Source organism: Rubritalea tangerina, from assembly GCF_042683245.1.
Taxonomy (GTDB): domain Bacteria; phylum Verrucomicrobiota; class Verrucomicrobiia; order Verrucomicrobiales; family Akkermansiaceae; genus Rubritalea; species Rubritalea tangerina.
The window spans coordinates 18,220-32,919 of sequence record NZ_JBHUJB010000089.1 but is presented as its reverse complement, the minus strand read 5'-3'; the positions used below and the strand labels follow the sequence as shown (position 1 = coordinate 32,919).

The 14,700-nt window shown below is 49.9% G+C and carries 11 protein-coding genes; all 11 read left to right on the top strand.

Annotated features, from left to right (window positions below):
* Nucleotides 1-88: 88 nt before the first annotated feature.
* On the top strand, nucleotides 89-844 hold the full coding sequence (locus ACFSW8_RS17240) for an IclR family transcriptional regulator (protein ID WP_377089796.1): 756 nt from the start codon (nucleotides 89-91) through the stop codon (nucleotides 842-844).
* A 19-nt stretch (nucleotides 845-863) separates the two neighbouring features.
* Entirely contained in the window at nucleotides 864-3,104 is a 2,241-nt protein-coding gene (locus ACFSW8_RS17235) for a glycoside hydrolase family 88 protein (RefSeq protein ID WP_377089795.1), read from the top strand.
* Between the two features lie 10 nt (nucleotides 3,105-3,114).
* Entirely contained in the window at nucleotides 3,115-3,945 is an 831-nt protein-coding gene (gene kduI / locus ACFSW8_RS17230) for a 5-dehydro-4-deoxy-D-glucuronate isomerase (RefSeq protein WP_377178869.1), read from the top strand.
* A gap of 24 nt (nucleotides 3,946-3,969) precedes the next feature.
* Nucleotides 3,970-5,007: a TRAP transporter substrate-binding protein gene (locus ACFSW8_RS17225; RefSeq protein WP_377178867.1), complete on the top strand. Its 1,038-nt coding sequence runs from the start codon at nucleotides 3,970-3,972 to the stop codon at nucleotides 5,005-5,007.
* 21 nt (nucleotides 5,008-5,028) lie between these two features.
* Nucleotides 5,029-5,502, top strand: a complete 474-nt coding sequence (locus tag ACFSW8_RS17220) for a TRAP transporter small permease (protein WP_377089793.1) — start codon at nucleotides 5,029-5,031, stop codon at nucleotides 5,500-5,502.
* Nucleotides 5,499-6,794 carry a TRAP transporter large permease gene (locus tag ACFSW8_RS17215; RefSeq protein WP_377089792.1) on the top strand — a complete coding sequence of 432 codons (1,296 nt, stop codon included), beginning with the start codon at nucleotides 5,499-5,501 and terminating at the stop codon, nucleotides 6,792-6,794. Before ACFSW8_RS17220 ends, ACFSW8_RS17215 begins: the two co-directional genes overlap by 4 nt.
* Nucleotides 6,795-6,816: 22 nt before the next feature.
* A complete protein-coding gene (locus ACFSW8_RS17210) occupies nucleotides 6,817-7,572 on the top strand; it encodes an SDR family oxidoreductase (RefSeq protein ID WP_377089791.1) in 756 nt (251 codons plus the stop codon).
* A gap of 35 nt (nucleotides 7,573-7,607) precedes the next feature.
* Nucleotides 7,608-10,604: a chondroitinase family polysaccharide lyase gene (locus tag ACFSW8_RS17205; RefSeq protein WP_377178865.1), complete on the top strand. Its 2,997-nt coding sequence runs from the start codon at nucleotides 7,608-7,610 to the stop codon at nucleotides 10,602-10,604.
* A gap of 16 nt (nucleotides 10,605-10,620) precedes the next feature.
* A complete protein-coding gene (locus ACFSW8_RS17200; RefSeq protein WP_377089789.1) occupies nucleotides 10,621-13,644 on the top strand; it encodes a chondroitinase family polysaccharide lyase in 3,024 nt (1,007 codons plus the stop codon).
* A gap of 175 nt (nucleotides 13,645-13,819) precedes the next feature.
* Nucleotides 13,820-14,110 (top strand): hypothetical protein, encoded by a 291-nt coding sequence (locus ACFSW8_RS17195; RefSeq protein ID WP_377089788.1) that lies wholly within the window; start codon nucleotides 13,820-13,822, stop codon nucleotides 14,108-14,110.
* Nucleotides 14,079-14,483: a PEP-CTERM sorting domain-containing protein gene (locus tag ACFSW8_RS17190; RefSeq protein WP_377178863.1), complete on the top strand. Its 405-nt coding sequence runs from the start codon at nucleotides 14,079-14,081 to the stop codon at nucleotides 14,481-14,483. The genes ACFSW8_RS17195 and ACFSW8_RS17190 overlap by 32 nt, the downstream gene beginning before the upstream one ends.
* Nucleotides 14,484-14,700 lie beyond the last annotated feature (217 nt).

Sequence of the window (14,700 nt, the reverse complement as noted above, 5' to 3'; positions counted from 1 at the left end):
AATCCACTGATAATTAATCCTCTTTATATTGACACCTTCCACCTAGGAGCAAGGATAGACAATAGAACCTGAACCTCATGTTTCACATATGAACAAATACCACATCCCCAGTATTGCCAACACTTGCTCAATCTTCCAATTATTAACCACCAGCAAGAAAGCAATGAGCTCTAGCGCAATTGCCAACGAGCTCAATCTCCCCCGCACTTCAGTCTATAGAATATTACAAACACTCGAGTCTGAAGGCATGGTCCAAAAGATTAACAATGCATATATCATGGGACACCGACTTATTAACTTAGGATTTCAAGTCACATCCCATATTCCAGAACGTCAACTATGTGTTCCAATACTCCAAGAACTCACAAACCAAACCCAAGAATCTTCCCATTTTGCGGTACTCTCGGATACAAACTCTCTCCTCATCGAAGTCTGTGATAGTCCACAAGCTCTCCGCGTAGCAAGCCGCCCCGGCACACTCGCCGACATCCATTGCTCAGCCTCAGGAAAATGCTTCCTCGCTTTCGCCCCAGAACAAGTTGCAAGCGACCTCATGGACAGAATTACCTTCACCCAAAGAACCAACAACACCCATATCAATAAAGCCTCCCTCATGAACGAGCTCCCCACCGTCCGACGCCTCGGCTACGCACTTGATAACATTGAATACCACGAAAATGTACGCTGCATCGCAGCCCCAGTATTCAATGGTCTAGGCCAAGTTTCTGGAGCTATCGGCATCACAGCCTCCACTAACAGATTCCCCAAATCAAGAATCCCTGAAATGTCAAAGCAAGTTCTAGCTGCTGCAGAACAGCTCTCACAGAGATTCGGCAAACACTAAGACCCACACATTCTCACCTATGACACATTCCCTAACATGTTGCGCACTTATCGCGCTCAGTTCACTCACTCTGGTCGCCCAAAACACCCCTCCCGCTGCGGAGCACAATGACCAACACTTTTCAGCAGACCTCAGTAGCGCATCCATCCTCAAAGTTACTGAAGCCGCAGCAAAATGGCAGTTAGCAAACCCAGCCAAACACCCACTATGGGATTGGACAAGTGGTGCCCTTTGGACCGGCTACATGGCCCACGCCCACACCACCGGTGATGAAACCTACTACGAGGCGCTTCGTCAGATGGCCATAGAAAACCAATACAAACTAGGCCCAAGAAAAGATTTTGCCGATGACCACTGTGTCGGCCAAGCCTACCTCTGGCTCTACCTGCGCGATGAAATACCACATCAAATCGCACACACAAAAGACACGCTCACAGACTTCATTAGCCGCCCTCACGACGAGCCACTGCTTTGGAAAAATAAAATCTACCTCCGAGAACCCGCTTGGTGCGATTCGCTCTATATGTCGCCACCTACCCTCGCCATGCTCTATGCCGCCACTGGCGAAAGAAAGTTTCTCGACTCTATGGATACTCTTTGGTGGCGAACCACAGACTACCTCTACGATCCAGAAAGTTCCCTATTTTGGCGTGACTCTAACTACTTTGACCGAAAGGAGAAAAATGGCCAAAAGGTCTTTTGGTCCCGCGGCAATGGCTGGGTCTTTGCTGGCCTCTGCCACATTCTTCAGTACATGCCCGCTGATTACCCATCACGCCCGCGCTACGTAAAACTCTTCAAGGAAATGGCGGCCAAACTTAAAGAGATCCAACACCCCGACGGATCCTGGCACGCCGCTCTCCTCGACCCTGACAGCTTCCCAGCTCCTGAGTCAAGCGGCACTGCCTTCTACGTCTACGGCATGGCTTGGGGCATTAATAATGGCATCCTTAGTAAGTCAGACTACCTACCAGTCTGCCAAAAAGCTTGGAATAGGCTCGTTAAAAACATGCACCCCTCGGGCAAACTCGGTTACGTCCAAGCCATTGGCAAAGACCCGCAATCAGTCTCACTCAATGAAACCGATGTCTACGGAGTCGGTGGCCTTCTATCAGCTGGCCATGAGCTATTTAAAATGCAGTTGTTAGCAGGTTCCAAACAACACCCAATTACCCTAACAAACCCGAGTTCATCATTGCGCCTCAACAAAGTGCTCGAACTACCATGGTCAGAAATCAAGGCTCACCTCCCAGATGCTACCCCCAATAATATTGCCATCCTCGACACCATCAGCGGCTACTTCTTACCCATCCAAAATGATGGCAAGCTCTTGCTCACACAGGTGAGCCTAATGCCAAAAGAATCACGCTCCCTCAAACTCTGCATTCTCAATGACGAACAACCAAAATTCTTCCCTTCCAGACTCCATGCCCGCTTCGTTCCCGAACGTCTGGATGACTTCGCTTGGGAAAATGACCGTATGGCCTTCAGAATGTATGGCCCAGCTCTAGCAGCTGAAAATGCACGTGGGGGTATCGACGTCTGGACTAAATGTGTCCGCTACCCCATCGTCGACAAATGGTATGCCGCCGGCCCTAGCAAATACCACGATGATCACGGCGAAGGTATGGACGCATACAAAGTCGGCCAGACCCTAGGCTGCGGCGGATTGGGATACCTCGGTAAATCTAACAAACTCACTCCAAGCCCCGTCTACGATAAGTCAGAAGTCCTCGCCACTGGACCATTGCGCCTTAAGTTCAAACTAAACTACCCACCTCTGAGTGTCGATAAGGCTACTATCAGCGAAACTCGCACACTCACCATGGATGCCGGAGAACACTTCTTCCACATCAACTCAAGCTTCCAAGTCTCAGGTGACACCCGTGGAATCACACCAGTCACTGGCATCTATGTGAACGAAAAATCTAAGTTAGCAGAAACTCCAGACGAAGCAGCTCAGTCAATCTTCCAAACAAACCATGCCATCGCAACTTGGGAACTACTCGGGAAACCCGAACAAAATTACGGTTTTATCGGCACTGCTATCCTCACCCCCAAAGAAGGCCTCACAGATTCTATCCATTGGGATAACAATCATCCCTTGATCACCCTCAACAAGGACCTCAGCAAGCCAGCTCAATGGTTTGCCGGAGCCGCCTGGAGTGAAGTCGACACCCCACGCGACACTGACTTCGAACACCGCGCCATGCAGTTCACTCACGATAACTTTATTCACCCAATCCAAGTGCAATTCTAACACAAATATTATGCAGAACCACCGTACAGCAGACGCTCTCAGCTACAAATCGCTCGACACCACCGGACTTCGAGAACGGTTTCTCCTTGAAGACAGTTTCAACATAGGAGAACTCACCCTCACCTACACCGATATTGACCGCGCCATCACTGGCTCAGCAGTCCCAACCAACTCCCCACTCAAACTCGAAGCTGCCGACGCACTGCGCTCCGACTTCTTCTGCCAACGCAGAGAACTCGGAATCCTCAATATCGGCCAAGCTGGCTCAGTCAATGTCGATGGCCAACAATTCCAGCTTAACAAGCTCGAGTGCCTCTACGTCAGCCGTGGCAGTAAAGAAATTACCTTCGAAAGCAAAGACCCGTCTCAACCAGCCGAGTTCTTCTTACTCAGTTACCCCGCCCACCACGCATACCCTACCACCCATGCCACTCTCGATCAGGCTAACAAACTAGAACTTGGTGGGTCCTCCACAGCGAATGAACGCCACCTCTACCAGTTCATTCACCCAAATGGTATCCAATCCTGCCAACTTGTCATGGGCTTCACCGTCATTCAGACTGGTAGCACATGGAATACCATGCCTCCCCATACCCACGACAGACGCTCAGAGGTCTATTGCTACTTCGATATCGCAGACGGCCATAGAGTCGCACACTTTATGGGGCACCCAGATGAAACGCGTGTCCTCTGGATGAGTGAAAAAAATATCGCTCTCTCTCCATCTTGGTCAGTCCATTGTGGTGCCGGTACGGGTAAGTATGCCTTCATTTGGGGCATGGGTGGCGAAAACCAAGATTTCGATGACATGGACGGCTTCCCCCTCTCAACTCTACGCTAATTCTATTACAGCTACCCACTCACCATGCAGCGCTCTAACATTATTCTCGGCATCCTACTTGGAACCCTCGCCAGCACGATCTGTTTCAGCTTTATCAGCCGAAACCAACACGCCGATGCCCACAGTGGAGCTGCCAATGCAACACTCAATCGCAAAATCAAGGTCGCTCATGCCCTCCCATTAACGCATCCAGTCCATCTCGGAATTGAACACTTCGCAGAACGACTAGAAGCACTCTCCGGCGGTGCCATCGTCTGCCAAATCTACCCAAGCGGCCAACTTGGATCAGAAACTGAGTACATCGAAAAACTACAATCCGGCACACTCGACATCGCTAAAACCTCCGCAGCCCCCCTGGCCAATTTTGTGCCGCGAATGAAAGTATTCTCGCTCCCCTACCTCTTTCGCGACCGCTCACACTATTGGGATGTCCTCGATGGCGAAATTGGAAATGAGCTCTTGGCCGCTCTGGCCACCCGCCAAAATAACCAAGCCTCAGGGTTCCGCGGCATTTGCTACTACGATGCAGGAAGCCGTAACTTTTATACTACGACTCCTGTCACCAAACCATCCGACCTAAGTGGACTCAACATTCGGGTCATGAAAGATTCCGTTGCCATAGCCATGACAGAAGCTCTCTCTGCGAGCCCCGTCCCAATGCCCGGAGGCGAAATCTACTCAGCCCTCCAAAAAGGGGATATCAATGGAGCCGAAAATAACCCTCCAACATTCGTCGCCCAACGCCACTTCGAAGTCTGTAAGCACTTCACCTTCGACCACCACTCACGCATCCCCGATGTGCTCAATATTAGCTCCTCCCTCTGGACCAAATTGAGTGACCAAGAAAAAGAATGGGTCCGTACTGCCGCCCGTGAATCAAGCCGCTTCCAACGCACTCTATGGAAAAAACGCTCAGACGCTGCTGTCGCTGAAATGCAAGCAGCTGGAGTCACCATCCACCGCCCCGATCCAATAACTTTTCAACAAGCTCTCGGGAATGCCATGTCTCCCTTCCTCGTAGGTGAGGTGAAATCCTATGCCAAAAAAATTCAAGCCCAGTAAATGTTCTCTACCCTAAAAAAAATGATGCGCTTCACTGCGGCGAGCTGCCTCCTCGCCCTCTTGCTCATTGTCATTCTCGGTATCCTCTCGAAACGCCTCACATTGCATATCACCTGGACCGTCGAACTGGCCGAATTCCTCTTAGCTTGGCTTGTGATGTTAGGTGGCGCGCTCGCCTACATCGAACACGCACACCTCGGGGTCGACCTCTTGTCAAACCACCTCGACTCAAAAGCTAAAACCCTTGCGCGTGGCACCAGCCACCTCCTCATTGCTGGATTTTCCATCGCCGTATTAATCATCGGAGGATCACAACTTTTTTTCGAACGCTGGAATGCAGGACAGATGCTCCCAGCCTTGGGTATCCATAAAGCATGGTTCTATCTCAGTGGCCCCATCGTTGGCCTCATTATTGCAATTACCGCTCTCTATTACACATGGGATGCTCTGAACCAATTCAGAAACCACCCAAACACCACTAAGTCTACCCCATGAGTCTCGGTATCTCCATCTTGCTGATTGCCTTTATCTGCATGTTGCTTCTCGAAGTACCTGTAGCCTTCGTCGTGGGCATTTCTACCCTCCTAACAGTGATCGCCCTCGGTTACCCACAAACCTTACAAACCGTTGCAGGCGATATGCTCAATGGTGTGGACAACTTCTCCCTACTTGCCATCCCATTCTTTATTCTAGCTGGTGACCTGATGGGCGCCGGAGGCCTAGCTTCTCGACTCATCCAGTTTGCCTCTGTCCTCGTAGGTAGAGTGCCCGGCGGACTCTCCTTAGTAAATACTCTCACATGCATGCTCTTCGGCTCGATTTCAGGTTCAGCCGCAGCAGCGGTCTCTTCCATCGGTAACACACTCATTCCTGAAATGAACCAGCGAGGCTATGACAAAGATTTTAACGTCGCCGTCACAACATCGGGGTCTATCACCGGACTGTTAATCCCACCTAGCAATGTGATGATTGTCTATGCTGTCGTCGCATCCGGCATCTCAGTGTCTAAACTCTTCATGGCCGGTATCTTTCCAGGCCTACTCCTCGGCGCGACAATCATGCTCGTCTGTATCGCCGTCTGTTATAAACGTGGATACGGAAAAAACACCACGCAGCAGTCCCTCCCCAACTTCTTTCCTGCTCTCTTCAGCGCTCTTCCAAGCTTGCTTCTCATTGTTATCGTCCTAGGTGGTATTTTCTCCGGCTGGTTTACCGCCACAGAAGCATCAGCTGTCGCAGTCATCTGGTCGTTCTTCCTCGCTGTAATTTGCTACAAACAAGTACAGCTCAAACACCTCCCAGCCCTCCTAGCTCGCTCAGCTCGCACCACAGGTGTCGTACTTTTCCTCGTAGCCACAAGCTCCGCTATGAGCCAAGTGCTCACCCTAGAGCAAATCCCTCAGCTCATTAGCCAGTCACTAATAGCCCTATCTAACAACCCTATTGCCATTCTCCTTCTCATCAATGTCATCTTGCTGCTTGTTGGGACATTTATGGATATCACACCTGCTATCCTTATCTTCACACCCATCTTTCTACCTGTAACTACAGAGCTGGGGATGGACCCAATCCACTTTGGTATCGTCATGATCGCAAACCTTTCCATTGGTCTATGCACCCCTCCCGTTGGAACTTGCCTATTCGTCGGCTGTTCAGTCGGAAAAACCAGTATCGCAGGGGTCTCACGCCAAATGCTCCCCTTCTACTTCGCGATGCTTCTCGCCCTCCTTCTTATCACTTTCGTGCCAGAAATCAGCCTCTGGCTCCCCTCACTTCTTGACTCCTAACATCTACTGAAACCTATCAAATATGTTCGATCTCACTGGAAAAACAGCTCTCGTTACTGGATGCAAACGCGGAATCGGCCTCGCCATGGCTAGGGGCCTCGCACAAGCAGGTGCTGATATCATTGGCGTCTCAGCTTCCCTGGAAAACCATGGCTCAGATGCCGAACATGCCGTCACTAAACTTGGCCGTAAATTCTTCGCATACCAATGCGATTTTTCAGAGAGAGAATCACTCTACAACTTCATTGCCAAAATCAAAGACGCCCATGGCACCCCCGATATTCTAGTCAATAACGCTGGCACTATCCGCAGAGCGGCTGCAGTTGAACATAATGATGCCATCTGGGATGAAGTCATTAATGTAAACCTCAATGCCCAATTCATTCTCTCTCGCGAAATGGGGGCTGGCATGGTTGAGCGCGGCAGCGGAAAAATTATTTTCACCGCCTCCCTCCTCACTTTCCAGGGAGGCATCACAGTACCAAGTTATGCTGCCTCCAAAGGTGCCGTTGGCCAACTCGCAAAAGCTCTCTCTAACGAATGGGCCGCAAAAGGGGTCAATATCAACACTATCGCCCCAGGTTACATCGCTACCGATAACACCCAGGCACTCCAACAAGACCCAGTCAGATCAGAACAAATTCTGGCCAGAATTCCAGCTGGCCGGTGGGGACAGCCAGATGACTTCATCGGTCCAGTCGTATTTCTCGCCTCAGATGCCTCAAACTACGTCAATGGGGAGACTCTCGTCGTCGATGGCGGATGGATGGGACGCTGAAAACCTGCCTAACAACCCACACCATCACTCACACCGTGACTACCGCCTTCACCATCTGCTCAGTACTCCTGCTGGCTTTCACCAAGCTATCCGTTGCGAACAGCCCGATAGTTTTCGATTTCGAAAACACACTTCCTCCATTTGAAAATTCCGAAGGGGTCGATATCAAACGCAGCTCCATAGAGGCCGTACACGGCCATCACTCGCTCTCCATCCAATGGAATGGAAAGGGTGGCACCCTCAAACTCACCCACCCAATTGAGGCTTCAAATCAAATTATCAAGCAACGCAAACACGCTGCAGTCTTCCACCTCTGGATCTTCTCTGACTCCCCTCAAAACCATCAAAAACTTCGCTTTGAATTCGGTAGAAATGGCAGCAACACACCAGACGCATGGTTCGACTACACACTCAACTTTTCAGGCTGGAGAACCATGATGGTGCCGTTCAATAGAATGCAGGGCACGCCTCCTGCACAATTCGATTGGATGCAAATTCGCACCCCCAATGGCAAGCCCGGAAAGGTCGCCATCGACCTCCTCCTGCCCTCCACTCAATTCGATAGACGCCACCCAAGCCACGACCAATCCTACCAATTCACCAAAGATGATCCCCACTCTAGAATCCGTGAAGGTAAACCGCTCGACCTCTACCACCAATCCATCCGTCAGATCCCCAATCCCCCCATCTCCCCTCAACAAAGTCATACTCTAAAATTGTTAGAAGACACACTCGAGGCCACGCTACTAAAATCTAACACTAGCCCAAACCTCCAAGCCATCAGAAACAAATACGCACAATACCAAATCACTATAAAGCCTGATGGTAGCGTCAATGGCAGACACATTTTTTACCTCCACACAACAGACATCTACAAAGGACTCGAAATAGAAGAATCCATCCGCCTAGAATTACAATACGATCTAAAAAATACTGGCAAGCTCCTCCTCCAATTAGCCAAAGCTTGGCATTTCTACCAAGCAAACCAAAGCGAGAAACAAGAACTTGCTGAGATGATCATCAACCTCAACAAGCTCCTGCTGAAATCGGGTTGGCACTTAGGCCACGGCCAAGGAACCCTCCACCACTTCGGCTATTCTTCCCGCGAATACTACACTGCAGGATTCCTCACCAGAGTACTCTTAGAGAAGCACCACTTGAGAGACAAAGTCGCACGATCACTACAGTGGTTCAATGACGCTCATTATTGCTTCGCCCCATTTGCAAGTACTCACTACGCAAATCTAGATTACTTCAACACTCTCGCTAAGCCACAGCTCCAAGCCATTCTCATGACCCACAATGAGGGTGAACGATTCTATGCCCTCAAACAATGGAGAACCATGCTCTGCGCGACCATCACGAATGACCGCCATGGTAATAACGGTGGCTTCAAAGAAGACGGCACAGCATTCCACCACTGGGGCCACTACCCAGCCTATGAAACTGGAGCCCTCAATGCCCTCGCCTCACTCTTCAGAGTCTTTTCACAAACCGAACTTCGACTCTCAGAAGAGGCCTACAGAAGCTTTCATAAAGCCCTTCTCTCTATGCGTGTGATGAGCAACCTCTACAGCTGGCCACGCTCCATTAGTGGACGTCACCCCTACCCGCAAGATGGTCTAAAAGCTATTCGCAGCGCCTTCCTAGATTTTGCCCACGCCGGAAACCCTGACAACACACTCACTATCGATCCAGATGTTGCCTCTGCGGCCCTCCGTCTCTTCCCTGAACTAAAAGACGAGCTGCCTCAATGCTCCCCCGAATCAAGCCCAAACGGCCACTGGACATTTCCCTACGCCCACATGAATGCTCATCGCCGAGCCGACTGGCTGGCCCTTGCTCGTGGTCACAGCCGCTACGTTTGGGCCAGCGAAATCTATGGGCCAGTCAATCACTATGGTAGATACCAAAGCCATGGCACCCTCGAAATCCTGCCCCTCGACGGGCTTGCTGGCTCTGGAGTGAGTGAAGACGGCTGGGATTGGTCACGCCCACCAGGTGCCACCATCACACACCTGCCAATAGATCAACTCCCATTTGAAAAAGTCATCATGATGCCCACCACTGAGGAGACTTTCGTTGGCAGCACGCACCTCAACAACACAAACGGACTCTTCGCCATGCGTCTCAGGGAAAAAGTCGAACAAGGAAATCCTAACAGCGGCCTTCACGCCCTGAAATCATACAGCTTCTTTGATGATACCATTATCTGCCTTGGTTCCGCCATTTCAGGGCCTAGCCCGTCCTACCCCGTTGAAACAGTCCTCTTCCAACAAGCTCTCCCTGATAGAAAGTCTCACACTCAGCTAAACACATCTCAAATCACAAAGTTCCCCTATTCGGAAACAACCAATGCCCCTTGTGAGATCATAGACATCATGGGGAACTACTACTTCGTCCCCTCGCAAGATGCTCTGAACATCAAACGACAGACTCAGAAATCACGCTACCACTACCCATCACGTAAAGGCTACCCCGTGAGCTCCACCCAAGGAAACCCTCACACTCAAGGTGATTACCAAGTCGCCTACCTCAATCACGGAATCACCCCCACCAATGCCAAGTACCACTACTCCATCCTCGTCAACCCCACCAAAGAACGCGCAAACGCATTCCGCAATAATTCGAACATCAAGATCCTCCAACACGATGACAAAGCACATGTCGTCCAACACAAACAATCGACAACTTACGCCCTCTTCACCCCCCACCCACCAAAAGCTAAATCTCCCATCCTCAAAATTTCAGCGCCTTGTCTAATCATGACGCATGAGACCGATGCCTCCCTCCAGTTAAACCTCTGTGACCCAGACCTTCGCATGCCAGGCAATGAAGGGGGCATGATTCCTGGTGAGATATTCGTGAAACCAGGCAATGGCAACGAACAAGCCACATTCTCTATCACCCTAAAAGGGATCTACTCCCTCTCCCAAGGTGATGCTGCCGAAATAAGCCACACTTCCGACACAACGACCCTGCGTTGCACGACCCGCAGAGGCAGAACACTCAGCTGGACACTCAATAAATAAGACATCCTCTACCACCATGCCTGCCACTAAAACAACCCGCGCACTGCCAATCATTGCACTTCTCATCTTACTGGGCTACCTAGCCTACACAAGCTTCTTTCAGACACACACTCCACCGCCAGCCCCACAGCCCAGCACCTCAAAAAACCTCCCCACTCGCACAGCTCCCTCCACACTCTACAATGATGGCCAGTCCTCTCAATACGTAACCAGCGAGGACTCTGACCCACAGCATATCGCCTATACTTCCACACATCTCCCTGCTGGAATGAGCTGGACAAACGCCTCACTGTCCATCGATCCCAACCACTATGTCTGGAGCAATGGCTCCCTCCTCTGGAAGTGGCAAGGGCAATCCACCATCACCATACAGCGCCCCATTCCTTGGATGCCTCCCAAGGCTGCCCGAGCAAAATTTAAGTTCTCACAGCCAACCCAAAATTGCTTCGTCGTCTGGATCTATAACAAAACACCACATACCGACGCTCAGCTGCGCTTCAACTTCTACTCCCATCAAAAAACTGACCCAGTCTGCTTCTTCAACTTCGGACTCAATTTCACCGGCTGGCGTATGGCCACCGTCTCCTATGACCGAGATATGCAGGGCACCCCCACCCAACCACTCCAATCGCTTACTATAGAATCACCACCTAATATACCTAATGGTTCTGTTAGAATTGGAGATCTTGTCATGCATAAATTCATCGACGCCAGACACCAACACGGTGACTACCAAGTGCCATTCGTGCGCAATGCCGACCAACTAACCTCAGGCCACTGGGACCCCATCATGCATTGGTATGATCTTGCTGCCACTAATGCTAAGCCAATCCCTCTTACTGATTCCCACAAAGCCGCATTCCAAAAGCTGAAGTCGCTCTACACACCACCAAAATCCACCCCTCTATCAGATAAGAGACTCGAGCAAATTGAGGAGCGATTCGCAGAATACAACATCACAAAAGATAGCAATGGTATCAGAGGAGCCCATATATACATGCTCCATCATCTGGAAGCAGCCCCCTCCTCAATCAACAAAAACCCCATTCACACCCTCAAATATTATACAAACTTCATGAAGTCCATTGCTGATACCTACGCAGCATTGCCAGCTTCACAAAAAGAATCCCCATCCACAAAGCGGTTAGAAACAATCTTCTGCCTCTTGACAGAACATCTACTAGATCAAGGCTTTGCTGCGGGTAGTTCACTAGGCACCATGCACCACTTTGGCTACAACACGCGTGCTTGGGTGCCCGCTATCCAGCGCATGCAGGAACCATTGGCTAAAGCTGGACTCCTCTCACCAGCACGTGAAGCACTTGTTTGGTTCTATAATAGCAATCAGATGTACGCCCCTCCACCAGACCATGCCAACATGGACTACCTCAATACTCTATCAAAGTCAGACTTCACCATCCAAAGCCTGGGTGCTGATGACGCCTCTAAAGCCGGACGACTTCAGCGCTATTCAGATTGGCTCTCGGCTTCTATCGCCGCACCTGCTAGCGGCAAATCCGGTGGTATCAAACCAGATGGCTCACTCTTCCACCATGCCATGCACTACCATGGATACGGAGTGCCAGCCCTACGCACTGTGGTAGATTCCGTCGTCGGCCCACTCGACAACACACCCTTTGAAATATCACCAGCTGCCTACGCCAGACTCAAATCAGCCTTCTTAAGCTCTCAGTTCTGGGCATTCCCGTATTCAGGTTTCAATGCCTGCGGTAGACACCCTATCACCCACGGCATCGAATCGTGGCGCTCACCCATGCTCACACTCGCTCTATCACCTCCAGGATCCGACTCATTTGACCGCGAACTTGCCGCCGCCTACCTTGCCATGTTTGGTGGCAATAGCCAAAAACTCTTCAACGAAGAAATCCACCCAACACAAGCACTCGGGTTTTACCCAATGAACTACAATGCCGGCGCCACCTATAAGTGCGGTGAAACCACCCTACATCTCAAAGGCTATGGCAATGGCATCAAATCGCATGAAACATACGGTAAAGATAACCGCTATGGTCGCTACCTCAGCCACGGCACAATCCAAATCTATAAAAACACCACAGCCCACACGAGTGGACAAACACAAGACGGATACGATTGGTCACGCCTCCCAGGTGCCACAACACTCAAACTGCCACTCGAAACCCTTGAGGGCAGCACTGGATTTTATGGAGCCTCACCAAAACAACAAACACATCCATCAGGAGCCGGCCACCTCAAATCTACTTTCGGAGCCTTCCTCTTCCAGCTTGACCCATCAAATGCAGAACAATCCCTCAAAGTCAGAAAAAGTGTCTTTGCTGTCGACAACGTCGTCGTCTGCCTTGGGTCAAACATCTCTAATAAATCAGATCAGTTCCCCACGCAAACTACCCTCTTCCAAGCAAGCATCCCAAGCTCAAACAACCTGAGCAACAAGGGGAAGAATTGGTACATCGATCCATACGGAACAGCCTACTTCATTCCTAACACACAAAACCACCAAAGCTATTCTGGCCCCCAACAATCCAGACACAATAAAACAAAAGCTACCACCAAGGGTGACTTCTCACTCGCCTGGATCGATCACGGAACCAACCCCAGTAATGCACAGTACATTTATTATATCCTACCAGATTCCAATGAAGAAAAACTGCGCGAGTGGGCAACCACTAACCCAATCACAGTCGTCCAACAAGATGATGTCGCTCACACCATTCGTTGTAAGAAAAATAAATTGGAAGCCACTACTGTTTTCCGTCCATTCTCACAACCAAGCGTCGCGAATGCCTACCTCCAATCCATCGACCGTACCGCAATTGTTCTCACACAAAAAATATCCTCTAACAAGCTAGATATCAGCATCACTGATATCAACTTGCCCGATATCGGAACCGCCCCCTCTCCCCCTGAGACATCCATTTGTATTCGAGGCCATTGGACCCCCAATAACTCCTCTATCACACATGAACACCGAAATGGGAATACCCACCTCAATGTCCCCACACACCGCGGCCAATCGCTTAATTTCTCACTCCAAAAATAACCACTAACATCCCACCTCTCGATCAGCCATTGGATGCTTTCCAATGGCTTTTTTGATCCTCATATGAAACACAACAAATATTTCATAACTCATTGTTTCATATCAGAATACAAACACACAAACCAACACTTCAAACATTGACCAGATATCCTGTCCAACTGACAATATCAGGGACATGAAAAAGAACAAATTACTCACCCTAACAGCGTCATTCTTGATCCTTCACTCCTCAGCCTCTGCTGCACTCACAGCTCACACTGAACTCTTCACTTCTGGGAATGGAGTCCCATCTGGTTGGACACCTTTTGGTACAGCATTTCTAGCAATCAATACAGGCAATGTCCAAACTGATGATGATGGTTCAACCAATGTTTCTGGTGCCAGCTTAGACGGTAATCTAGATGGTGCCATGGTTGTTAATTCAACTTCATCTGATGGAAATGATATCTATCGGTGTCACATTTAACTTCGCTGGCACTATGGAGGCTGGTGAAGAATACACCCTAACAACCCGCGTATTTAACCCAAACTCATCCTTCATCAACGTCAATGTGGAGCTCTTCAACCTCAGTGATAATAGCTCCCTTATCCTAAGTAGCTCCGAAACTCTCAATGCCGGCAACGGCAATTACCGAACATTCACACTCAACTACACTGCACAAGCCACAGACGCAGGTGACACATTACAAGTTGTCTACCGTGGCCTTAATGTAAACAGTACAGCCAGAGACTTCTCAATTGATAATGTAGGACTCTCCGTCGTAGCCGTACCTGAACCCACAACTACAGCATTGCTTGGACTCGGAGGTGTCGCCCTCCTCATGCGTAGAAGGTACTAAGCCATCACACTATCCCCAAAAAACAAACTTTGCAGAGCGAGTGAAGTAATTCACCCACTCAACCTAACAATATACCCCAACATTAGCTATGTGTGGTGTCAGTAACTCCACTTATTATGAGCGTCACTGACACCACACGCCACCGAAGAGATGAGACAAACGTCTCCCTCTCTATCTAAAGAAAGCCCCACTCTAACCCAGAGTCGGGGCTTTCTTC